This window comes from Bacillus sp. 22483 (assembly GCF_052044605.1).
GTDB classification, from domain to species: Bacteria; Bacillota; Bacilli; order Bacillales; family Bacillaceae; genus Bacillus; species Bacillus altitudinis.
In genome coordinates this window covers 67,961-90,706 of record NZ_JBQENU010000011.1, presented here as the reverse complement: position 1 = coordinate 90,706, position 22,746 = coordinate 67,961, and the positions used below count along the sequence as shown (strand labels likewise).

At 40.5% G+C, this 22,746-nt stretch carries 26 protein-coding genes; 4 read left to right on the top strand and 22 right to left on the bottom strand.

The window, feature by feature from the left end; translation table 11 throughout:
* Positions 1–13: 13 nt before the first annotated feature.
* Positions 14–394 (bottom strand): Spx/MgsR family RNA polymerase-binding regulatory protein, encoded by a 381-nt coding sequence (locus tag ACTJJQ_RS15490; RefSeq protein WP_007501232.1) that lies wholly within the window; start codon positions 392–394, stop codon positions 14–16.
* 212 nt (positions 395–606) lie between these two features.
* On the opposite strand from ACTJJQ_RS15490, the gene ACTJJQ_RS15485 reads away from it, so the two are divergent.
* Positions 607–849 carry a DUF2626 domain-containing protein gene (locus ACTJJQ_RS15485; protein WP_003217440.1) on the top strand — a complete coding sequence of 81 codons (243 nt, stop codon included), beginning with the start codon at positions 607–609 and terminating at the stop codon, positions 847–849.
* Between the two features lie 48 nt (positions 850–897).
* Here ACTJJQ_RS15485 and ACTJJQ_RS15480 read toward each other — a convergent pair whose 3' ends face one another.
* Entirely contained in the window at positions 898–1,536 is a 639-nt protein-coding gene (locus tag ACTJJQ_RS15480) for an MBL fold metallo-hydrolase (RefSeq protein WP_216942587.1), read from the bottom strand.
* 160 nt (positions 1,537–1,696) lie between these two features.
* On the opposite strand from ACTJJQ_RS15480, the gene ACTJJQ_RS15475 reads away from it, so the two are divergent.
* Positions 1,697–1,870, top strand: coding sequence for a DUF2759 domain-containing protein (locus ACTJJQ_RS15475; RefSeq protein ID WP_003217333.1), 174 nt, complete (start codon positions 1,697–1,699; stop codon positions 1,868–1,870).
* Positions 1,871–1,894: 24 nt separating this feature from the next.
* Here ACTJJQ_RS15475 and ACTJJQ_RS15470 read toward each other — a convergent pair whose 3' ends face one another.
* The 11 genes from ACTJJQ_RS15470 to rpmG form a co-directional block, all read right to left on the bottom strand.
* A complete protein-coding gene (locus ACTJJQ_RS15470) occupies positions 1,895–2,209 on the bottom strand; it encodes an MTH1187 family thiamine-binding protein (protein ID WP_017367597.1) in 315 nt (104 codons plus the stop codon).
* 77 nt (positions 2,210–2,286) lie between these two features.
* Entirely contained in the window at positions 2,287–3,540 is a 1,254-nt protein-coding gene (locus ACTJJQ_RS15465; protein ID WP_081114337.1) for an MFS transporter, read from the bottom strand.
* A 350-nt stretch (positions 3,541–3,890) separates the two neighbouring features.
* A complete protein-coding gene (locus tag ACTJJQ_RS15460) occupies positions 3,891–5,015 on the bottom strand; it encodes a M14 family metallopeptidase (RefSeq protein WP_440600364.1) in 1,125 nt (374 codons plus the stop codon).
* A gap of 84 nt (positions 5,016–5,099) precedes the next feature.
* The gene (locus tag ACTJJQ_RS15455) at positions 5,100–7,019 is read right to left on the bottom strand and encodes an LTA synthase family protein (protein WP_440600363.1); all 1,920 of its coding nucleotides are present in this window, start codon (positions 7,017–7,019) and stop codon (positions 5,100–5,102) included.
* A gap of 212 nt (positions 7,020–7,231) precedes the next feature.
* A complete protein-coding gene (locus tag ACTJJQ_RS15450) occupies positions 7,232–8,185 on the bottom strand; it encodes an ROK family glucokinase (RefSeq protein WP_007501244.1) in 954 nt (317 codons plus the stop codon).
* Positions 8,186–8,198: 13 nt separating this feature from the next.
* Positions 8,199–8,402: a YqgQ family protein gene (locus tag ACTJJQ_RS15445; RefSeq protein ID WP_008342322.1), complete on the bottom strand. Its 204-nt coding sequence runs from the start codon at positions 8,400–8,402 to the stop codon at positions 8,199–8,201.
* 70 nt (positions 8,403–8,472) lie between these two features.
* The gene (locus ACTJJQ_RS15440; RefSeq protein WP_440600362.1) at positions 8,473–10,011 is read right to left on the bottom strand and encodes a rhomboid family intramembrane serine protease; all 1,539 of its coding nucleotides are present in this window, start codon (positions 10,009–10,011) and stop codon (positions 8,473–8,475) included.
* Between the two features lie 86 nt (positions 10,012–10,097).
* Positions 10,098–10,271, bottom strand: coding sequence for a hypothetical protein (locus ACTJJQ_RS15435; RefSeq protein WP_017367602.1), 174 nt, complete (start codon positions 10,269–10,271; stop codon positions 10,098–10,100).
* Positions 10,272–10,371: 100 nt separating this feature from the next.
* A complete protein-coding gene (locus tag ACTJJQ_RS15430) occupies positions 10,372–10,836 on the bottom strand; it encodes a hypothetical protein (protein WP_440600361.1) in 465 nt (154 codons plus the stop codon).
* Positions 10,837–10,921: 85 nt separating this feature from the next.
* Positions 10,922–11,482, bottom strand: coding sequence for a 5-formyltetrahydrofolate cyclo-ligase (locus ACTJJQ_RS15425; RefSeq protein ID WP_317327620.1), 561 nt, complete (start codon positions 11,480–11,482; stop codon positions 10,922–10,924).
* A gap of 49 nt (positions 11,483–11,531) precedes the next feature.
* A complete protein-coding gene (rpmG, locus tag ACTJJQ_RS15420) occupies positions 11,532–11,681 on the bottom strand; it encodes a 50S ribosomal protein L33 (RefSeq protein ID WP_008360061.1) in 150 nt (49 codons plus the stop codon).
* Positions 11,682–12,132: 451 nt separating this feature from the next.
* Here rpmG and ACTJJQ_RS15415 point away from each other — a divergent pair, with 451 nt between their 5' ends.
* Both ACTJJQ_RS15415 and ACTJJQ_RS15410 read left to right on the top strand, forming a co-directional pair.
* Positions 12,133–12,480, top strand: a complete 348-nt coding sequence (locus ACTJJQ_RS15415) for a hypothetical protein (protein WP_003217285.1) — start codon at positions 12,133–12,135, stop codon at positions 12,478–12,480.
* Positions 12,477–12,977, top strand: coding sequence for an endolytic transglycosylase MltG (locus ACTJJQ_RS15410; protein WP_007501254.1), 501 nt, complete (start codon positions 12,477–12,479; stop codon positions 12,975–12,977). The genes ACTJJQ_RS15415 and ACTJJQ_RS15410 overlap by 4 nt, the downstream gene beginning before the upstream one ends.
* Before the next feature lie 44 nt (positions 12,978–13,021).
* Here ACTJJQ_RS15410 and pstB (ACTJJQ_RS15405) read toward each other — a convergent pair whose 3' ends face one another.
* The 9 genes from pstB (ACTJJQ_RS15405) to ACTJJQ_RS15365 all read right to left on the bottom strand — a co-directional run bounded on the left by pstB (ACTJJQ_RS15405) (position 13,022) and on the right by ACTJJQ_RS15365 (position 22,623).
* Positions 13,022–13,804, bottom strand: coding sequence for a phosphate ABC transporter ATP-binding protein PstB (gene pstB, locus ACTJJQ_RS15405; RefSeq protein WP_017367606.1), 783 nt, complete (start codon positions 13,802–13,804; stop codon positions 13,022–13,024).
* A gap of 15 nt (positions 13,805–13,819) precedes the next feature.
* Positions 13,820–14,632, bottom strand: coding sequence for a phosphate ABC transporter ATP-binding protein PstB (gene pstB / locus ACTJJQ_RS15400; RefSeq protein ID WP_440600360.1), 813 nt, complete (start codon positions 14,630–14,632; stop codon positions 13,820–13,822).
* Between the two features lie 23 nt (positions 14,633–14,655).
* Complete coding sequence (gene pstA / locus ACTJJQ_RS15395; RefSeq protein WP_007501259.1) at positions 14,656–15,540, bottom strand: phosphate ABC transporter permease PstA; 885 nt, start codon at positions 15,538–15,540, stop codon at positions 14,656–14,658.
* On the bottom strand, positions 15,540–16,466 hold the full coding sequence (gene pstC / locus ACTJJQ_RS15390) for a phosphate ABC transporter permease subunit PstC (RefSeq protein WP_017357999.1): 927 nt from the start codon (positions 16,464–16,466) through the stop codon (positions 15,540–15,542). The genes pstA and pstC overlap by 1 nt, the downstream gene beginning before the upstream one ends.
* Positions 16,467–16,545: 79 nt before the next feature.
* Positions 16,546–17,463: a phosphate ABC transporter substrate-binding protein gene (locus ACTJJQ_RS15385; protein ID WP_017367609.1), complete on the bottom strand. Its 918-nt coding sequence runs from the start codon at positions 17,461–17,463 to the stop codon at positions 16,546–16,548.
* A 214-nt stretch (positions 17,464–17,677) separates the two neighbouring features.
* On the bottom strand, positions 17,678–19,813 hold the full coding sequence (locus ACTJJQ_RS15380; RefSeq protein ID WP_440600359.1) for a peptidoglycan D,D-transpeptidase FtsI family protein: 2,136 nt from the start codon (positions 19,811–19,813) through the stop codon (positions 17,678–17,680).
* A 122-nt stretch (positions 19,814–19,935) separates the two neighbouring features.
* The gene (locus ACTJJQ_RS15375) at positions 19,936–21,222 is read right to left on the bottom strand and encodes an MFS transporter (protein ID WP_440600358.1); all 1,287 of its coding nucleotides are present in this window, start codon (positions 21,220–21,222) and stop codon (positions 19,936–19,938) included.
* A 123-nt stretch (positions 21,223–21,345) separates the two neighbouring features.
* Positions 21,346–21,954 carry a superoxide dismutase SodA gene (gene sodA, locus ACTJJQ_RS15370; RefSeq protein WP_007501264.1) on the bottom strand — a complete coding sequence of 203 codons (609 nt, stop codon included), beginning with the start codon at positions 21,952–21,954 and terminating at the stop codon, positions 21,346–21,348.
* Between the two features lie 183 nt (positions 21,955–22,137).
* Complete coding sequence (locus ACTJJQ_RS15365; RefSeq protein WP_440600357.1) at positions 22,138–22,623, bottom strand: DUF456 domain-containing protein; 486 nt, start codon at positions 22,621–22,623, stop codon at positions 22,138–22,140.
* Between the last annotated feature and the right edge of the window lie 123 nt (positions 22,624–22,746).

The window sequence follows — 22,746 nt, the reverse complement described above, 5'->3', positions numbered from 1 at the left end:
TCTTCGTTTTTGATTAGGAAACCGATTGATGAATCGCTTTCTTTTTTGAAATTTTCATGAGTTCTCCTGGATTATAGCCGACCACTAATTTATTTCCATCAATGATAATAGGTCTCCGGAGCAGCTTTGGTTTTTCAATGAGAAGCTGAAGTACCTCATTTACTTTTAGATCATTAATATTTAAATTTAAGCTTTTAAAAGCTTGGCTTCGAGTAGCTAAAATTTCATCCATTCCTTCTGTTGTTAAGGAAAGGATTTTTTTCAATTCGTCTAGTGTTGGCGTTTCTCTGAAAAGGTGACGCTCTTTAAAATCAATTTGATTCGCCTTTAACCAATGTTTTGTTTTGCGGCAAGACGTGCAGCTTGGGTATGAATAAAAAGTAATGTCACTCATTAGTCTTCCTCCTTAGGTCGTTAACCTTTTCTCTTATGGACTAAGTACCCTCATAAATTTAGGCATAAACACTTTTTCATCACTTTTTCAAAAAAATTTTTTCTAACGAAAGAATGAATGTTCACACGTTGTCAAAAATGTAAATGTTTACATAACAAGTGATCATCAGCTATAATATGAATCAAAGGGGTTTTTTAAGGGGAGGGAAAGAAATGAATCGCATGTTCCGCGTTCTTGGGTTTTGGACGGGTATTTTTGCTGTCATGTTCTATTTAGGACATATGAAAGATGCATCCTTGCTGTTCTTCGGTCAAACCGTTCTTTTTGTATTTTTATCCTACTTGAATTTATCCGAAAGAATGTATATTTACATTTTCGGAGCGTACTTGACGATTTTCTTTGCCGGATTTACATATTATTCGATTTTCATCATGGTTCCCGGTACCGGACATTAATAGAAAAAAGCATCTCCTTTGAAAGAGATGCTTTTTTCGTGCGTGCTATTATAAAGAAAACCCATTGATAAACGGATTTTGCTCCTGTTCTGTAAGCACAGTTGTTTCCTCGCCATGTCCACTTAACACAAGAGTTGATTCGGGCAATGACAACAATTTGTCATGTATCGATTGAAGCAGCACGTCTTGATTACCGCCCGTTAAATCAGTTCTCCCGATACCACCTTGGAATAAAGTATCACCAGAAATTACAAATCCCTCTTCCGCAGAATAGTAAGACACACTGCCAGGTGAATGACCTGGTGTGTGGAACATTTCTAATGTAAACGATCCAATGTGAAGAGGTCCTTCTGACGTAATCAATTGTTCCGCTTCTTTGACCGTAATTCCGTTACCAATAAGTCGAGCTGAACCGTTTAGCTGAGCATTTGTCAGCCATTCTTTTTCCTTTTCATGGACATAAAGCGGAATTCCCCATTCTTGACGCACCTCATCTGCTGCACCAATATGATCAAAATGGGCATGTGTCAATAAGACAGCAAGTGGTTTCAGCTGTTTTTCTTTCACATAAGAAATTAGCTTTTGCGCTTCGCCGCCTGGATCAAAAATTAAACATTCTCCCTGTTCATTTTTCCAAATATATGCGTTCGCTTGCACATAGCCTAGCGGCATTCTTCTCCAATTCATTTTCATCACCTACTACTTTTTTCATTCTTTTTTATTATGAAGGCTATTCAATAAAAATTCAAACAATCGTCAACTTGAATGTACTCGACAAGCTTTATGAAAACGGTTAAAATGAAAAGAAAGGAAATCAAGGGGATTGATGACAAAGGGGGACTTTCATATGATGCTCGTCATTATTTTTGGTCTAGTCACGATTTTAGCCGCTCTCGGCATCTATCGCTCACTCAAAAAAGTGAACGTACTGGCCATTGCTTTCGCTGGCGCCACATTTTTGGTTTTTGGATGGTTTACCGTCATGACCATCATCTATAGCGGTTATCCAACTGCACATTAAAAGCCTGCAATTAGCAGGCTTTTTCTATTGATTCAAATGTTTATTCACGCTTTCTAATTTGCTTGAAAGGGTGGTCGTTTGATCTCTTCTGTCATCTATGCGGATATTGGTTGCTACTCGGTGTAAACCCTTTTCAAATGGAGCCTCATGAATACGCTGAATGACCTCAAATAAAACGGATAGCTCCCCTTCAATTAATGTATTCATTGGTGTGAGCTGATATTTGATTTTCCCTTCTTGTTGAAAGCCCTCTAACAGTCTTTGTACGTCTGCTACATATGCACTCACGCTTGGTGTCTCAGTGCCTATTGGAATGATGGTGACATCTGCTATCGCCATGGTTCTTGCTCCTTTCAATGACATCCTATTTCTTTCTCGTTCTCATTGTAACCCATCGTGATTCAAAAATGCCATGATCATGTGGCGTTTAAGCTTGGTTTGTCCCGTTCTATCGTCAAATCTGATCTCTCTACCTTCCCAATATTTGTAAAAAGGAGCAGGCATATACCTGATATGGCTTCGATCAGTCCACCAGCTGCAATGACATATCCTGAACCGAATAACGTCGCCATATAGCCACCAATGAGAGCGCCTAACGGTATCATTAAATACGAGATCATGTTAATAATCGCATACACTTGCGGCTGATCCTCCGCTTTTACTGACAATTGAATCATCGTATGTTCAGGTACATTGACTGCACTGATGGCTGCACCTAAGGCAAATGCAGATATAAACACAAGTGGTAATAAGGCATTCATCCCTGTAATGAAAAATGCAATTCCATCAACGATCCCTGCCCCGATAAACAACAGACCGTATCGATTCACTTTCACCTTTGTTAAAACGAATCCCATCAAAAATGCACCTAATGCCGTGGTCACTTTGATGAATGAATATACTACTGGTCCACTATGTAAATCTTCTGTTAAATAAATAACCGACAATGCCTCCCACGGTGCCGCAGCAAAATTGGAGCAGACACAAAAAATGGCTAATGGAAACAAAATATGATGACTTTTCACAAGTGAAAATCCCCTTATTAATCGTTTTCCGTATGATAATCCTTTTTTTCCTTTATCCATGATCGCTTCCGTTTTATATGTAATCAGCAAAACCAGCAAAGCGGACATGAGGTAAAGAGGAATAATGACAAGCATTGTATATCCTACCCCTACAAATGCAATCATGACACCACAAATCGTCACAGTCACAAGCCTGACCACATGACTGGCTGATTGAATGGTTGCATTCGCCTTTTGTATCACATCTTCATGCACAAGCTTTGGAATAATAGACACCGAAGCTGGTTCATAGGAACCACCAGTCGCTGAATGCAGCAACATACCGCCAATGATGAGTGCTAAAGGAGAAAAATCATAAAAATAACTCACCACAATCACAAGTATAATCGCCGCCCGAGTTAAATCAGCAAAGCACATCCAAAATTTCAATTGATGCGGCTTCATCATTGGGGTAATAAACGGCCCAATAATGGCTTGAGGGACAAAACTAACGGCAATAAAAAATGCTGTTCCAATTGCTCCTTTTCCCCCTAGCACTAAAAGCCACAAAATGGTGTTAAAAGATAAACTATCAGCAGTAATTTTACACATTTTAGAAACAAATAGATAAGTAAAATTCCGTTTCCACAGGCTTTGAGCATTCAATCATCGACATCTCCCTAATTCATATCCTTTTTTTTACATCCACTCTTTCACAATAGCTTACAGGGATGCTCTCGTCAATCACTTCAACACGGTTTTTATTGACCATAAGAAATTGATTGGTTTGAACGTATTAAAAGCACCGATTAGGTGCTTTCAGATTGTTGACAAAGGGCTAAAATGAACTTTATTTTAGCCCTTTGTCTTCTTTTCAGCGTGATAGAAAACCTTTGCAGCCCTAGGAAGGACGAGCATCGGCGCGTAGCGAATTTAACATTCGTGAGCACCGAAGCGCAGGACTGACACCGAATGCGAGGGTTTGTCTACACGCTGAAAGCACCGGTTAGGTGCTTTTAATACTTACATGCTTCCCACAATAACCGCTTTGTTTTTTCATAGATCGAATCAAATTGACTCATAGAAAGCGGGTTCTTTCCTCGCCCAAGTTCCACCGTATAGCCCTCACTTTTACATTGATAAATAAACCAATCTCGATAACCTGCATAGCTATCAAGATATTGAATCGCTTTGTAACCGCTCACCCGTTCTAACCGTTTGACCGTCTCTTTTGAAATGGCCGGTTCGTGGCCAAGAAAACCCCAGTATATCTCTTCTCCTTGTGTATGAAGGGCAATTAGCCGGTCAAAGCGTTTTCGTAAGGCGAGATGTGCCATTGCTTTCGCTTCTGGTTCTGTTAACGGCTGATGCCCTGGGAAATCCCTATAAGACGGTGCCTTCGGCTTATTACGATAATATTCGATTTCCCAATAAGCAGGAAATTGATTGTTTAAATCAATTCCTCGAATATTTGCCTTCCATTCTCGATAATCGGAAAATCCTCCATTTAGCGGCGCGAACTCCTCACGGCACAGCCCTAAAGATTCTGGACCATTGCGAACCAAATCAACACCGTCTGGATTTACCATGGGTACAATAGATAAAGCAGTGGTCTGCAATATACGAACCGCTTCATGATGTCTTGCTTGCACTGGGTCAGAGGCCGCTAAACAAAGTGATTTAAGCCATTTTAATAAAACGGAGGTCGTGATCCATTCATTTGCATGAAAAGAGGCATTAACATGTATGGAATGTAAATGTTGTACAGGCTCCGTACGGATTTCATAAATGGGCGTATCAAGCACTGATTGACCAATCACACTCATCTGAAGAAAAGGAAAAACAGCTTTCAAATATTGAAGCTCTCCTTCTAAGTGAGTGCTATCATATTCAAATGTTCCGCTGATCCAATCATCTGATTGCTGGAGCCGGTAAGGCGCAATGAAGCTTTGCACATCACCTACCGATTGAAATGAATGGGTCCCTTCTGGAAGTCTATACCCCGGTAAAAGGAGGTGCTCAGTATTTGACTGATTGGACAAATAGAAAGCTTCTTTCCCTATACCAAGCTGCTTTGCCACATCCTCCTTCCTTGCTTCACCCAGATGCCATTCAATTGTGCCAAACGACGTTATGTTCATTTACATCCCTCCTCTCACACTATATGAACCAGTAAGTAAAAAAAGAAAACCTCTGCATGTAAATAGCAGAGGTTTTCTTTTAAATTAAGACGCCTTTTTTAGCTCAGTGTCATCTTCTTTTTTAGATGGTGAATGGTCCGAGTTGTTTCGGTCATAAAATCTAAGGAGATCTCCATAGATAATTTGATCAGAGAATTGAAGCTCTTGTTTTGCCTTTTCTTCATAAGACTGACAACCAGACTCATCTTCTCTCGGCTCACCCGTTTCTTTGTTGTAGCACACACCAGCTGTGAAAACACTGTCCTTCGTAATAAAACTTCCATCTCGAAGCACTGTGAAGTCATTTGTATCTTTTGATAATAGGTCATGACCAAATTGAATTTGCTTGCTTGTATCGATTCCTAGAAGGTTCATGACTGTTGGACGGATATCCACTTGGCCGCCAACTGTATCAATCTCTTTTGGATGTTTATCCGTGATGCCAGGAATGTGTACAACAAATGGTACTTTTTGAAGCTGAACTTCTTCAAAAGGTGTAATGTCTTTGTTTAAGAATTGTCCCATTGCTTCGTTATGGTTTTCAGAAATCCCGTAGTGATCCCCATATAACACAAAAATGGAGTTATCGTATAACCCTGCTTCCTTCATTTTTTTAAAGAAAAGCTTTAGTGCCTCATCTTGATAACGCACTGTAGGGAAGTATTTGTTCAACGTTTTGCTCTTTGAGTCATATTCATCAATGAGCTTATCTTCTTCATCTAAGTCAAATGGAAAATGGTTCGTTAATGTAATCAATCTCGTATAGAACGGCTGCGGGATCGTTTTCATTAAATCTACTGACTGCTCAAAAAACGGACCATCTTTTAGTCCCCAGCCAACTGAATTTTCTTCATTTACATCGAATGATTTAATATCAAAAAATTTGTCGTAGCCAAAGCTGTCATAGATCAGGTCACGGTTCCAGAAACTTTTGTTATTCGCATGAATAACAGAAGAATGATAGCCTTTCTCTTTTAACAACTCAGGTGCGGCTTTGAACTCGTTGCTTGGATTTGTGAAAAATACAGCTCCTCTTCCAAGCGGATAGAGTGAATTATCAACAATAAACTCGGAGTCGGATGTTTTCCCTTGACCCGTTTGATGATAGAAATTACTGAAATTGTAGCTTTTCTTGATCAATTTGTTTAAGAACGGGGTGATCTCTTTCCCATTCAATTTTTCATTGATCACAAAGCTCTGAGTAGACTCAAGCGATACTAGAATGACATTTCGTCCTTTTGCTTGACCAAACGTCTTTTCATTACGGTCTGTTTGATTTGCGCTTACATAGTTTTCAATTTCAGTTAAGCTATTGCTGTCGGCAAGTGCTCGCTGAGCGGATTGCTTCGATTGCAGAACCCCATCATAAATATGGAAGTTATATAAGCTGATGTTTTTCACTAGCATCTCACGGTCAAATGAACGAGTTAACAGCTCTGGTCTTTCTGTTTCAGCCAGACCAAGGTTAAAGAAGAAAGTGGCTGCCACAAATAAATAATAAGCTGCACGTCCCTTACGTGAAATCGTTACATCTGTTCTAAAGGAAGGCTGTTTTTTATAGAGCCAAATTAAAATGATGATATCAACAAACATCAGAAAATCAACTGGTTCAATTAAAGAGGTAATACTTGACCCGAGGTCACCCATATTGTTTGTTTGAAATAGGACGGGGATGGTTAGAAAATCACTGTAGAATCGATAAAATACAATGTTAGCTAACAAAATAAATGTCAGAACAAAACTCGTCACGATGATATATCGATTGCGATTTTTTTCTTTAAAGAATAAACCGATACCGAAGATAAACAAGAGAAAGCTAAGCGGATTAATAAACAGGATAAATTCCTGCATGAAATTTTCAATTTTGATATTAAAGCTAGATTTATAGATAACATAGGTTTTCACCCACATTAACAAAGTCGCAATCAGTAAAAATGACATCGCCTTTAATCTTTTCTTTCGCATTGTAACCTCCTTATGCTAAAAACGCACTCAGGTTAGGGACATCCCCAATTATTGGTGCTTCTTCAAAAATAACTAAAGTATATCTTATCCTGTCTATGCTGGAAAATCAATGTCTTTTTCCCCATGACAAACTTATGAATATGCTCATCATTCAATTTCATGCCTATCTATCGCTGATTTTAATAAAAATGACATCATTATGACATTTTTGTTCAAGACAGCCACTTGTTTTTTGCCATCCATGCACCGCCGATCACGCCTGCATCGTTTCCTAGTGAGGCAATTACCACTTCAACATCCTCAGCACATGGGGGGAAGGCATGATGTTTGACGACACGCTCTACTTTACTGCGAAGAAGCTCGCCTGCTTTAGATACACCCCCGCCAATGACGATTTTTGTTGGGTTTAAGGCACTAGCCAGATTCGCAAGGACAAGACCAAGATGGGTTGTCACTTCATCTACGACACGCATCCCCAGTTCGTCTCCGTTTTCTGCTGCCTCAAATACATCCTTTGCAGACAGCGAAGTAAGTGAGCCAAGTGATGATGTATGGCTCTTTGTTTGTAATGTATCCTTTGCGATTCGGACGATACCTGTGGCAGACGCAATGGTTTCAATACAGCCTGTTCTCCCGCAGTTACATGGTGCTCCTTGAAATGGAACGGCACAAATATGACCAATTTCTCCACCAGCACCTGTTTCGCCTTGAACCACTTCTCCATTGACAATAATACCGCCGCCAACCCCTGTGCCCAGTGTAACCATCAGGATGTTTTTGGCGCCATCACCTGCACCCTTCCACATTTCACCGAGTGCAGCAATATTCGCATCATTTTCGATGACAGATGGAAGTCCTGTCTCTGCCTCTAAATGGTCTTTCAAGGGATAGTTTGTCCAGCCCAGATTCGTTGTTTTATAGACAATTCCGGATACTTTATCCACTGGTCCAGGTGCTCCCATACCGATCCCAATTAGTGCTGATTTCGGCATGCTGATCTCAACTAGTTTATGGTCAATTGACTTGGCAATGTCGACTGTAATTGTCTGCCCAGATTTATCCGTAGGAATCTCCCACTTATGCTGAATTTCACCATAAAGATTAATAAACGCAAGCTTAATTGTCGTACCGCCAAGATCAACTCCTACAAACCAATCCCCTGTCATATGTCCTCCACCTTCACATTGTTTTTCGATTTAATTTGGCTAGTTCCATTTGAAGGATGGTCATTGCGTTTGACCATTCAGTTCGATCGATGATACCCGATGTGTACATTTCCTTCAATTCATCTGCCATAAATTCTAATTCCACTTCACGATCTCCGAAATATACGTAATTTCCAAATCTCATGAGCAGCTGCTGTACATCATATAACGTTTTCATTATTTTCACCATTTCTCTAAATCAACAGATAGGATAAGCGTATTCATAAATACGCTTTCAGTCAAGTCATTCAACGTGTTTGAGTGTTTTCAATATATTGTTTCAACTTTAAAAATTGGTCATTTTGCGGATCTTGTTTTAATGCTTTTTCGATGAAGTCGTCTGCTTCCGCTGTCTCGCCTTTTTCTACATATAACAACGATAAGTGATACAATTTATTCGGCTCATTTGGATCTTTTTCAAGCGACTTTTGCAAATACTCAATGGCCTTGTCAAGATGTCCAAGCTGCGCTTCGGAAAGCGCATATATATGAAGTGCTTCAGCTGAGGCATCCTTTTGCTTTACATATTCCTCTAGACGCTGACTTGCTTCGCTATAGTGCTTTTCATCAAATAAACTCGCTGCCTCGCTAGTTGCCGCCGCTTCTTTTTGATCGTCTGAATGAAACCCTGTATACAATCCAAAGCCGCCAATAAGGAGGAGAAGAAGACTAGCAAGAAGCATTTTGACAGGCTGAAACTGTTTAGGAAGACGGACCGCTAAAGCGGCTAAAAATCCGCCAGCAAGCCCCCCAAGATGCCCTGCATTATCAATCCCTGATACAGTGAAACCTATCCCTAAGTTGATGAGGATAATCACGATAATATTTGTCCCCATCGTACGAAAGAAGAGCTTCCGGTTAGAGATCGCTAAATATAACAATGCGCCTAAACAGCCAAAGATCGCACCTGATGCTCCTGCTGCGATGGCTGTATTAAACACAAAGCTCGCTATGGAGCCAAAGATGCCGGAAATTAAATAAATGAGCAAAAATCTTCCTGAACCATAAATTCTCTCAACAGCCGCTCCAACGGACCAAAGAGCAAATGTATTAAAGAGTAAATGCGTCAAACCAATGTGTAAAAACATAGGTGTCACAAAACGCCACCATTCACCCTCTAAAATCAGCACATTATTTTTCGCACCGAATGCTGTTAAAGTGGCTGTATTGGTACTTCCACCAGATAATTCAAGTAAAAGAAACATCACCACTTGAACTGCGATTAACAAGTAGGTAAAAATCGGTCTGCCATTTTGAAAAACGGCCCGTTCTCGTTCACGCTGCTTTTCCTGATCTTGAAATGCCTGAAGCACGTTCATTTTAAGCTGCATCACATCTTCGACTGTATCTGCCTTCGCCTCTTCTACATCAATCGAAAGTGATGTATTCAGCCATTTTTGCAGCTCGTGTCCATCGTTTTGAAGGGTTTCTTCATTCAGTAAAACAGGTGTCACCGTTACCTTTTGCTGTTTTTGCGGTTGACCGTTTATGTCTTCCCAATCATCTACTGGATGATCAGCTGTAAATTGTAGCTGCAGGAGATGAAGAGAACGTTTACGCATGGCTTCTCTCAACTGATTCATCCGAAAGGCCTGCTCTTCCATATCTCGAACGATCTCCTGTCTAAAATTCACATCTCTTCTATATAGACGGATGAGATCATATCCTGAGTTTCGTGGTGCTTCAAAAAAGATTTCATCTTCTGGGTACGGACTTTGAATCATCTCGTATCCTTTTTGTCTGAGTTCATCAATCACTCGCCAAAATAGACTATCTATGACATTCATTCATTCGCGCTCCATTTTTTACATTATTATAGCAAGAATTACTCTTATACGCATTTCTCAACAAAAAAATCCCGGCTTTTGCGGGATTAGAATGCTTGGCGAATAAATTTCGTCCGAAAATATGGGATTTTCATCAGCCATTTAATAAAAAAGTGACGCACTTGGTTTTGACCTAAGATCAAATTCATGAGCCGATAACGATTTTGCACAAGAACGAATGCAAACAGTGTGAACACAATGCTCCAAATCATTTTATTCATCATATTCCCTCCTATGTTCGTATCGTGGCTTAAATAGGATTTGTTTATGCATGAACCATCATTTTTATCGCTGACAATGGCGTCTTTTATTAGTCAGTTTTCACAGCCTAATCCCTTGTTCTTTTGATTGAATATAAAACTCTTCTCCATACTCTGTTTGAAGATAAGCTACATCAAATTGTTGAAGATCAATCAAATCCTTGAACGTATGAGGCAGTTTACCATTCCACTCTAACTCTTCGATCTTGTGCGGGAAGTTGTGATCGTTTGGATTTGGTGTATGGATATATACTGCGTCTAATGCAGGATCTTGTTCGTAAATACAAATCCATGTTTGATATGGCTTTTCAAAACCTTCAAGCAGCTTGAGTGTTCTATTGTACAAGGCGACATTAGCTTTAATATGCTCTCTTCTTATTTTCAAGCTATTTTTCCCAACACCCCAAAAATCAAGATGGGTATGAAAAAAATCGAACCAATAATCATGATCAAGTTGTAAGTCAAAAGTATTCACTTCCTCCCACAAATTACGGAAGTATCTTTTCTTTCCTCGAAATTTTTTCAAAACACGCCTCCTACTAGCTAAAATGCCATGAGCTAATGAAACGATCTCAACACAAAAAGCCCGTTTTTGGACAATGAGCGGGCTTTCACTTTTGATATAACGTACCTTTTTCACTGACAATCATAGACACCGGTATGTCGTGCGTTTCAGCCGGAATATGCCTTGTCTGCTGTAAAGACAAACAAAGGGCAATGGTTACCCCGTGGTAGTCCGCTAAGTAGCGATCATAATAGCCGCCTCCGTAACCGATACGGTAGCCGTGCTGATCGAAGCACACCCCAGGGACAATGATCAAATCAATGGCTTCTTTATGTACAGCTGTAGACTCAAGAGGGTCTGGCTCCAATAGCCCAAAGTAGCTGGATTTCATCTTTGTTTCAGGTGTATATTCATAAAACACCATCTCTTTTGTTTTCGGAAAACAGGTGGGAATACAAACTGTTTTTCCTTCTTCCCACGCTTTTTCAATCAGAGGCATTGTCGGTATTTCTTTTCCCCTAGACATAGTCAAAGCAATCGTTTTCGCCTGTTTCCATGCTGGCAGCTGCAACACGTGTTCATGAAGTAGAGCGGCGTGGCGATTGAACTCTTCAGCGCTTATCTGATCAAGCATGGCTAATGTTTGAAGGCGGAGCTCCTTTTTCATACAGGTTCATCTCCCATCATAAAAAAACAGCAGGAAAATTCCCTGCTGCTTACTTTGTTTCACGATGTAAAGTTTGTTTTTTATCACGTGAGCAATACTTTTTGAATTCAACGCGATCTGGATTGTTTCGCTTATTCTTTTTAGTAATATAGTTACGCTCACCGCATTCAGTGCAAGCTAGAGTAATATTTACGCGCATGTTTTTCCCTCCAAACTAAAATCAATTCACATTCAGACCTAACTATAATACCACTTCTAGCTAAGGAATGCTAGAATGTTTTTTCACCAATTTCATTTTTCAATGCATTCCACCCGCATCCTGATCCATATTGTCTGGTCATGTGATGAAAAATCGCCTTCTCCCCTATAAAAACACGTTCTTTGTCGTACTGTATACATGAGAACCCCCTCTTTGTTCCACAGCTTTTTTTCATCTGATCCGTCTTCTTTTATTTTAACAGCGGGCAAGGTTTTCATACTCGGTTTCCCTATAAAAAGAAAAATGATGAAAAAAAGGTGATTTTTTCAGCAATTCCTTTTGAAACTAGCTTTTTTATGGTATAAAAAAGAAGGGTCGAAAACTGTCTGAAACAAACATGAGAGCCTTTTTTGGCTTTCAGCATTAAAATATGAATAAAAGGTGATGAAACATGGAAATTGCAATTATCGGATTGCTTGTTGTCAGTATTGTACTGATCGCATTCTCATATTTTCAAAGAGAGCCGATTAAAGAAGTCGAACAGGAACTTGAAACACTTCAACTATCTGCAATGCAAGAAATCTATAAACTGAAAAAGAAAATGAAGGTTCTTGAAGAAGAATTGCTTGAAACAAACATCGTTGTCCGCAAGCATTCAGAAATTGATCCATCTATTGCAAGACAAATCATTTCAAAGCATCAAAATGGCATGTCTCCTGAGGCCATTGCGCGCGCTGAGCATGTATCTGTAGAAGATGTGAACATGATCATTAAAGACAACGAGAGGGTGCTTGTATGACGAAAAAAAGCATCCAAACGTTTGCAGCAGGTATGATTCTTGCAACTGGTGTTCTGGCGATCGTCTTTTTCCTTACTGGAAAAGATGAAGCGGCAGCTGATTCTACAACAAAAGAAACCCTCGCAGCGAAAGTGACAGACACTGACGTGAAAAATTACTTAGACTCTAAAAAAGAAGTCTCCGTCAGCCGTGAAACATATCAACAACTTCTTGATTATAAAGAAAAAGCGCTGAAAGCAAGTGAAGACGGCGATTCTCAGAACGATAAACAAACAACGGACAAGCCAAAAGGCAAAACGGTTAAATTCGTGATTAAAAACGGTATGAGCACAAGTGATGTTTCAGACATGCTTGAAAAGGACGGAATCATCAACTCGTCTAAAGATTTTAATGATTACGTGATAGACGCAGGCTACCATAAAGAAATTCGTGCCGGCAAATTTAATTTAAAAACAGGTATGACATTCAAACAAATCGTCAAAGCCTTAACAAAATAACATCAAAAACCCCCTGACGGCATTGACCTCCAGGGGGTTTTTGATTATCCAAATCGTCCTGATATATAATCATTTGTTCTTTGATCATTTGGCTCTGAAAACATCACATTCGTATCATTGACCTCAACAAGCTCGCCCATCAAGAAGAACGCTGTTCGGTCGGATACCCTTGCCGCTTGCTGCATGTTATGTGTCACAATGGCAATCGTGTATTTCTCTTTCAGTTTCATGATCAATTCTTCAATCTTTAATGTTGAAACAGGATCAAGCGCAGATGTTGGTTCATCCATTAATAGAATATCCGGGCTTGTGGCAATGGCTCTTGCGATACAAAGACGCTGCTGCTGACCGCCGGAAAGACCTAATGCAGGCGCACTTAATCGATCTTTCACTTCATCCCAAAGGGCAACATCACGAAGCGCTTTTTCAGCGATTTCTTTCAATTGCTGCTTGCTCTTCACCCCGTGAATTCTTGGTCCATAGACGACATTATCAAAAATAGATTGAGGGAATGGGTTTCCTTTTTGAAAGACCATCCCGACGTTTTTACGCAGTTCCACTAGATCGACACGGCCTTTTAAAATATTGTCACCATTATACATCATATCCCCGGTGATTTTCACACCTGGCACTGTTTTGACCATGAGATTTAAGGTCTTTATAAATGTTGACTTTCCGCATCCGGACGGACCGATAATCGCTGTGACCTCATGCTCTTTAATGTCTAAATCAATATGCTTCAGTGCGTGATGTTGTCCGTACCAAAGGTTCATATCATTCACACGAAACACTTCTTTTTTGGCTGTTTCAGTTGCTACTGCATTCATCAAAATCCACCCGCCTTATCCGAATCGACCATTAATATAGTCTTCTGTTTTTTGCTGCGCAGGACGTGTAAAGATACGTTCAGTCGCATCGTATTCCACTAGATCACCGTTCAGGAAGAAGGCTGTATGATCAGATACACGTAACGCTTGCTGCATATTGTGTGTGACAATGACAATCGAATAATCATGTTTCAATTCCGATAATAATTCTTCGATTTTTGCATTTGAGATCGGGTCTAAGGCAGAAGCCGGTTCATCTAATAAAAGCACGCTAGGTTTCATCGCAAGGGTACGTGCAATACAGAGGCGCTGCTGCTGGCCGCCTGATAATGATAAGGCAGAGCGGTGCAAGCGATCCTTGACCTCATCCCATAGCGCTGCCTTTATTAAGCTTTCTTCTACCGCATCATCAAGCACTGATTTCCTTTTTTCACCCGCATATTTTAGTGCATGCGTAATGTTATTATAGATGGATTTAGGAAATGGATTTGGCTTTTGGAAGACCATCCCGATTTCCCTTCTTAAATTCACCACATTAATACGGTCATCCAAAATATTTAGCCCTTCGTACATGATCGCCCCTTCACTTCGTGCACCTGGAATTAGGTCGTTCATGCGGTTAATGCTGCGTAAAAAAGTCGATTTTCCGCACCCTGATGGGCCGATTAATGCAGTGATTGCATTTTTTTCAATTTCAAATGAAATTTGATTGACTGCTCTTTTTTCACCATAATAAATACTTAAATCCTGCACCTGTAGAATCTGTTCCGCTTGAAGTGGAGCCTTTTTTGCTGCAATCTCTTTTTTTTCTGCTAGCATTTGAACCATATCCCCTTCACACCTCTCACTATTTATTTTGACGTAAGCTTCTTATGAATAAATGAACCAAGCCATCTAGCTGCTAAGTTGAATACTAATACAGAGAGCACAAGTACGGCTGATGCACCATTTGCAATGGCCTCTGCATCTGGAATAATCCCCTGTGTATTGACGTTCCATATATGAACGGCTAATGTTTCTGCCGGTCTAAAAATATTCAGTGGTGACGTATCGGAGAAAGGACTCCAGTTTGTAAAATCAAGACGCGGTGTTGAAAGACCTGCTGTGAAAAGAAGAGCAGCCGCCTCACCGAAAACTCTTCCCGATGCTAAAATCGCTCCGGTAATAATGGATGGAATCGCACCTGGGATCAGAACCGTCTTCACTGTATGCCACTTTGTCACACCGAGCGCAAGCGATGCTTCCTTTTGATCCTTCGGTACAGATCGAAGTGCATCTTCTGTCACCCTGACCATCACTGGCAGATTAAAGACAGTTAGCGCAAGGGCTCCTCCGATGATCGTATAGCCCCATCCTGTTAAATTAACAAACATCAGCAAACCAAACATACCGATGACGATCGATGGCAGAGACGATAACACTTCAATACATGTACGAATAAAATCAGTCACTTTGTTTTGAGGTGCATATTCTGCCATGTACACCCCACCGCCCACGCCAAGAGGCACGGTAAACAGCATCGTAATAAATAGAATATAAAACGAGTTAAACAGCTGATCCCTGATACCGCCGCCAGAGCCAATCGCACTTGAGCGGGTAGTCAAAAAGTCAAAATTTAATTCTTTGGCACCGTTGAAGATGATATAAGAAAACAAGCCAACAAGTATCGCCGTAATAATGGCGGCACATAATCCAAAAACAATTGTGGCAAAACGATCGGTCATTTTGCTATTCATTAAATCTTCCTCCTAGATGACAAGTATCTGATAATGAGTATGAACATAAATGATACAACTAGAAGGACAAGTCCCATTGACCAAAGTGTATTGTTTTCAACACTTCCATACGTTGTATGTCCCATGTTTAACGTAATAATGGTTGTTAATGTACCAGCTGTGTCCATAATACTTTCTGGTAGATTACGCGTGTTTCCAATGACCATCTGAACGGCAAGGGCTTCTCCAAATGCTCTTGCCATTCCAAGCACGACCGCTGTCATTAATGTCGGAAGCGCTGCCGGTACAAGAACACGTCTGATCGTTTGCCATCTTGTTGCGCCTAATGCATACGATCCCTCACGTAAACTTTTTGGAAGTGAAGCCATTGCATCAGTTGCAATGGATGTAACAGTCGGCAGAATCATAATAGACAGGACAATCGTTCCTGCTAAAACACTGTGCCCTGAACCGCTTGACTTGAAGTGTCCAATAAACGGCACCAATACTGTAAGACCTATGAATCCGTAAACAACGGATGGAATCCCTACAAGCAGTTCAATCACTGGCTGGAGAATTTTTCGTCCCCATGCAGGTGCAATTTCTGTCATAAAGATCGCTCCTGCGATGCCTAGCGGTGCTGCTATGAGTGCTGATAGAAGCGTGACAGCGATTGATCCAAAGATAAACGGAAATGCGCCGTATTGCGGATTTTCTGCTGTAGGGTTCCAATTGATACTGGTTAAGAACTCAATTGGGCTTACACCATTTACGATGAAAGATTGTAAACCCTTAATACCAAGGAAGATCGTGATGGCGATTGATACAGCAATCATTAAGAATGCGCAAAATTTCACCAAAATACTTCCTCTTACTTCATCCATTTGCCTATTTTTTTTCGAGCTGATCAGTCGATCGCTCGCTTCTGTATGTTCTATCTGTTTCATCTTTTTCTACACTCCTATGAATGTCATAAAAGGAAAAGTGAAAAGCTCCACTTTTCCTTCATCATCAATTCAAGACCTTTTACTTATCTGTTTGTTTGCCTGTTGCGTCTCTTTCTACTTTCATATTAGAGACTGAGATGTAGCCTTGGTCTTTAACGATTTCTTTTTGTACTTCGTCACTCATCAAGTAATCTAAAAATTGTTTTGCTAAACCTTCTGGCTCACCTTTTGTATAAGAGTGCTCGTATGCCCAAATTGTATATTTACCGCTTTCTACATTGCTTTCTTCTGGTTTCACACCATCAATGCTAAGCGGTGTAATTTTGTCATCTGTTAAATAAGAGAATGCTAGGTACCCAATCGCACCTGGTGTTTCTGCAATCAACTTTTTCACTGTGTTTGAAGAATCCTCTGTGATTCCTTCTGCAGGAGTCGCGCCGTCAAGTGCATATTTCACAAATGTTGCACGAGTTCCTGATGAGTCTGGTCTGTTCACAAGTGTGATTTTTTGGTCTTTCCCGCCAAGCTCTTTCCAGTTTTTGATTTTACCAGTGAAGATTTTTTTCAATTCGTCCTTTGTGATGTCTTTGACACCAACTTCAGGGTTAACAGCTGCCGCCATTCCAACAACTGCTACTTTGTGGTCTTTTAAAGCTTTTGCGTCGATTCCGTCTTTCTCTTCTGCGAATACATCTGAGTTCCCAATTTGTACAGATCCTTCTGATACTTGAGAAAGTCCTGTTCCTGAACCGCCGGCTTGTACTTGAATATCGGCTTTTGGATGTTTATCCATGAATTTTTCTGCTGCCGCAAGAACTAAAGGCTGCATCGCAGATGATCCTGAGATGGTAATGGAACCTGATGCCTCATCTTTGTTTGAAGCATTTCCTTTACTGTCTTTTGAATCTCCGCTTGAGCTGCTGTTTCCGCATGCTGTGACGAATGCTAACAATGCGATAGTAAGGAAAGTAAGCAGCCATAATTTGTTCTTTTTCATTTCAAGAATACCCCCTGAATAATTTGTCCTACGAGTAATACATTAAAGGTTCTTTATTAATTTCGTTTAAATGGAATGTTAAGGTTTTGTAAATGTCGAAGATTTGTAGAGAAATTGCGGGGTTTTTTATGATTTTTGTCAATTTATATCGAAAAGTTTGTAGAAAATATAAAAAAACGCCCACAAAAAGTGAGCGTTTTTACCTAGAATAGGTCTAGTTATTTGTTTCTGCTTCATTTTCAATTTTGTTTTTGTTCTTCGCTTGTGTGTCGTTGCTTTCCTGTTTCGATTTCAGTTCAAAGTACTTGTCTAATACTTGTTCACCAATATCATTTGTAATCGGATAGCGCTGGTTGTAATCTTGATACACCCAAGGCACGACAACTGAAATCGCTACTTCTGGATTATCAGCAGGCGCATACGCAACAAGTGTTGTGTTATACGTCGGTGTGCCTCGTTTGCTTTTAATCGGGCCGTCATAGAATGATTGAGCGGTCCCTGTTTTGCCAGCTGGATTGTATTTTTTGTTGCCAAAGTTCGAATATGCTGTGCCTCTTGGGTTCTGCATCACAAGCTTGAATCCTTGCTGTACGCGTTTGATCTCATCACTTGTCATATCGAGCTTATTCAGTACATCCGGCTTGACGGACTCCGTTACAGCCCCAATGCCTCTTTGCGGATCTGGCTCTCTCACTTCTTTTACGAGCTGAGGACGTAAACGATAGCCACCATTGGCAATCGTTGAAACGTATTGCGCCATTTGTAGCGGTGTAAACGTGTCATATTGTCCAATCGCATAGTCAAGTAAAAGACCGGATTGTGTAGACGTTCCACGATAGCCGGTTGCTTCGTTTGGCAGGTCAATACCTGTCTCAACTCCAAGACCAAATTTACTAAAATTGTAACGGAACGTATCAAACGCCTTTGTATCAATTGGGAGCGGCTGATTCTTACGATATTCCCCTTTCCCAATTGCAATCGCTGTTTTAAACATATATACGTTTGATGAACGTTCTAGTGCGGTTAAATCATTAATGAGTCCCATATTTTGATAGGATTTTTTCGGCGGTGACTGAGCGATATAGAGCGGTTCATCGTATTGGGTGCTTCCAATGTGAAGGACGCCTGTTTTATAACCTGTCAGCACAGTTGCCCCTTTTACTGCTGATCCCATCGCATATGATGATGTCATCGTTCCTAGTGCATAGTCATCAAATTTGTATGTCCCATTCTTATTGGTAATCTGTTTACCCGCAATCGAGAGCACTTCCCCATTTCTCGGGTCCATCATGACAACAAACGCACGATCAAGAAGTTCTGTTCCGCCTCTTTGCTTCGCACTTTTCAAGTTCTTTTCGATGATTTTTTCCACCGCTTTTTGCAGCTGAATATCAATCGTCAGCACAAGGTCTTTCCCGCTCTTTCCTTCTGTTAACACTTTAGAGCTTGTGACATTGCCTTCTTTATCCGTTGTACTTTGTTCTTTTTCTTTTTGACCTTGTAGCACATCTTCATATTGATATTCAAGATAGCTTTTTCCTACACGATCATTTCGGCTGTAGCCGAGTGATAGATAATGTTCAAGCAGAGACGACGGAAGACCTTCATCACTTGAAGACACACTGCCGAGCATACTGCGGAGCAGTCCTTTATAAGGATAGCTGCGCGACCAGTCTGTTGTGACATCTACACCTGGTAGCTCGTCCAAATGCTCAGAGACGTAAGCAATTTCACTTGGTTTAACGTCTTCATTTTTTATGAATTGAGGCGTAAGTGCATAGCCTGCATCCATTTGTCTTTTAATCGCAAGCACTTGCAAATCTTTTTTCGTCAGTTGATTTAATTCCTTGTCTGTGATGCGTTTCAGCTGGAGCTCGTATAGTTTATCATCAGAGACCTTATCGTCACCCTTTAAATCGGCTTCTTTTTGAACAAGCTTTTTCGCTTCATTCGGATGGGTTAAGATCCAGAAATCTTTTTTATCACGATCTGTGATTTTCTTCGTACTTACGTGAATCATATCCGCTAATTTTTTTGCCACTTTGAGCCGCTCTTCTTGTGAAGTCGTCGAGGTTCTCGTATATGTAATGGCATTTAGCGCTTTATTGCTGACAATCGTGTTATAGTTTCGATCATAAATTTTTCCGCGCGGAGCAGATGAGCTGACATTCACGTCTTCTTGTTTTTCTGCCTGCTTTTTATAATCTTCTCCATTCACAATCTGCACAAAACCGAGTCTGACCACAACACCGGTAAAAATAATGAACGCAGCTAAAAATAATAAATTCAGCCGGATCGGAAGTGTTTTGCGCCCTTCCTTCGCGTCTTTTTTGTTTTTCTTGTTTCTCATCACATCACCTTTTCTATCAAGAAAGAAATGGCACCCCTTTTTGTGTATAAAAGGTGCCATCATCATTTTAGCGGTTTTTCTATCATTTATCTAGAAATTTGATGTTCCATTGGTAAGAAATTTTACCTTTCTCCCTTCATAAGGTTCGTTTGAGAAACAGGCTTTTGACCGTCAGCCTCTTCTATATCAGCTGTTTTCTCTTTTAAATGAATGTCCTTTACAAAATAATAAATAAGGGTGTGCCCCGCTCCGAGTACGACAAGTGAAGCAGGAATCCCAAGCCGATCGCCCAGTAAGGTGACAGATAAAAGAAAAAAGACAATCGAACAAATACGCCCTGTATTTAAAAATAGTTCTCTGACGACAATATATTCAATTCGGGCTTTTCTTGCATATCTGGCATGACCGATGACATCGTAAGTTAAAGAGACATACGGAACTAGCAGAAGCGGGTAGCCAATCGCAATGGCTACTGCGTACATAAGCAGTGATACATAGGACAAGTGAAAGACGATTAAAAATAAAGCGCCGTATAAAATAAGCCCGCCAAACATAATCGCTTTTTTGCGCCATTTTTTCTTAATCAAACGAGTAGCAAAAAAATAGGCAAAAAAGGCAACACCTGAATTGACTAGACCAAATGTGCCTAAAGCAAGCTCACTGTTTGTTGCAATAAACACAAAGACACTGATTAAAAAGACAAACACGCCTTCACGGAGCCCCTGAAAAAAGTGAGCAGTTGTGATCTTACGCCAATTCTCGTCCGCATGGCGCTCTTTCCAAATTTGCTTAATGATAAATTTTCCTTTTGATTGTCTCCTCTTGAGGAAAAAACTCATCACAACCGCTAGTGAAAACAAAAAAAGCGATAAAGTGAAAATCACTGTATAGCCTGTATCATCCGTTAATTGAGAAATGACAATTCCTGCAATGAGCGGCCCGATCATACCGGCTGTAGAGGTAAGCACTCCTAAAAATCCATTAAAGAAATCCCTTGTTTCAGGTTCAGTAATCTCAAAAGTGAGCACGTTAAAGGCAAGCCAGTAAAAACCATAGCCGATTCCAAGCACACTGCCTAATAACACGAGCCGAGCTGCCGCTTGCTCTCCTGCCATGAGAACAATTAAGTAAAAAGCGGCTAAGAAGATGACACCGAAACGAAGGACAAATGCACGATCTATTTTTTTAGCGAGCCGTCCAGCAAATAAAAAGGTAATGGGCTGAAGGACAACAATTGCCAAGTTATAAATCGCAAGGTCTGTAAATCGCCCAGACTGTTTCCATAAATACACGTTCACAAACGTATTCGAAAGCGCAATCGCAAGTGCGTATAATCCACCAATCGTGAGGAGGAGCAATAAATCTCTTGTGACATCCATGTCCCCGAACATTTTCTTTAATCTGCTCATATCATTCATTCTCCTTTTCTACACAATAGTCTGTCTCATCAAAAGGCAGATATGTAAAAAAAGGAGGGAAAATATAAAAAGACCCGCTCTCAGAGAGAAGCAGGCCTTTTAAAATCAAATCATTTATTTAGCTTCGCTGTAAAGGCGAGCCACTTCATCCCAGTTCACAACATTCCAGAATGCTGAAATGTAATCAGGACGACGGTTTTGGTAGTTTAGGTAGTAAGCATGCTCCCAAACGTCTAGTCCTAGGATTGGTGTTTTTCCTTCAGTTAAAGGAGAATCTTGGTTTGGTGTGCTTGTGATTTCAAGTTTGCCATTGTTCACAACAAGCCATGCCCAACCAGAACCAAAGCGTCCTGCAGCTGCTGCAGCGAAATCAGATTTGAATTTTTCAAATCCGCCTAATTCTTTTTCGATCGCATCTGCAAGTTCACCAGTTGGTGCGCCGCCACCGTTTGGTGAAAGAAGCGTCCAGAATAATGAGTGGTTCGCATGTCCTCCGCCATTGTTACGTACAGCTGTACGAATGTTTTCAGGCACAGAGTTCAAGTTAGCCACTAGCTCTTCAATTGATTGATCTTCAAGAGCTGATACACCTTCGATTGCTTTGTTTAAGTTTGTTACATAAGTGTTGTGGTGTTTTGTGTGGTGAATCGTCATTGTTTCCTTGTCGATATGTGGTTCTAATGCATCGTAAGCATATGGTAATTCTGGAAGTTTAAAAGCCATGGTTAAATTCCTCCTTAGAAATGTATGTACTGAAATGCTTCCTTAGTAAGCAAGCAATTCACCCTAATCAAAGAGTATCAAAAGAAACGGCTTGTTTCAACGTTATTGCTCATGATCTGAAACATTTCAGTGTTTATTTTGTATTTAACCCTTCAGAAAGAGTGTTAAACACCGATTTTGCATTTAGCGAAGCACATAAAACAAAAAGATTCCCAGCATCAGTGCTTGAATCAACCCTTTTGCAAATACGCCTGACACAAAACCAATTAATGAGCCAAGCCCCACTTTCACACTTGTCTTCAGATCTTTTTGATGAACGAGCAGCTCTGCGATGACACTGCCGATAAATGGACCAATGATAATTCCAGCAATCGGAATCACAAAAGGACCGGCTAAAAGCCCAATGGTACTTCCCCAAATGGCCGCCTGGCTGCCGCCAAAGCGTTTCACCCCAATCAGATTGGAGACATAATCCGCGGCAAATAACACAGCTGTAAACATGGCTTGAATGAGCCAAAAGGTGAGCGTCAATTTCTCAAAGCTAAAAAAGAGCCCATATAAAATAAACCCAAGAACCATGAAAACCACACTAGGAATGATTGGATAGACAAGTCCCACAAACGCAATGATAAATGCACAGCCGATCAAAACCCAATACAGCACGTCCAATCCGCAGCCGCCTCCTTTTTATATGCTGTATACATTATGCCTCATTCCTTCTATCTTAACCAGTAATGAAGGCCGTACTTGTACTGGATGGATAGACATTGATACAATGTGAGAAATAGAAAA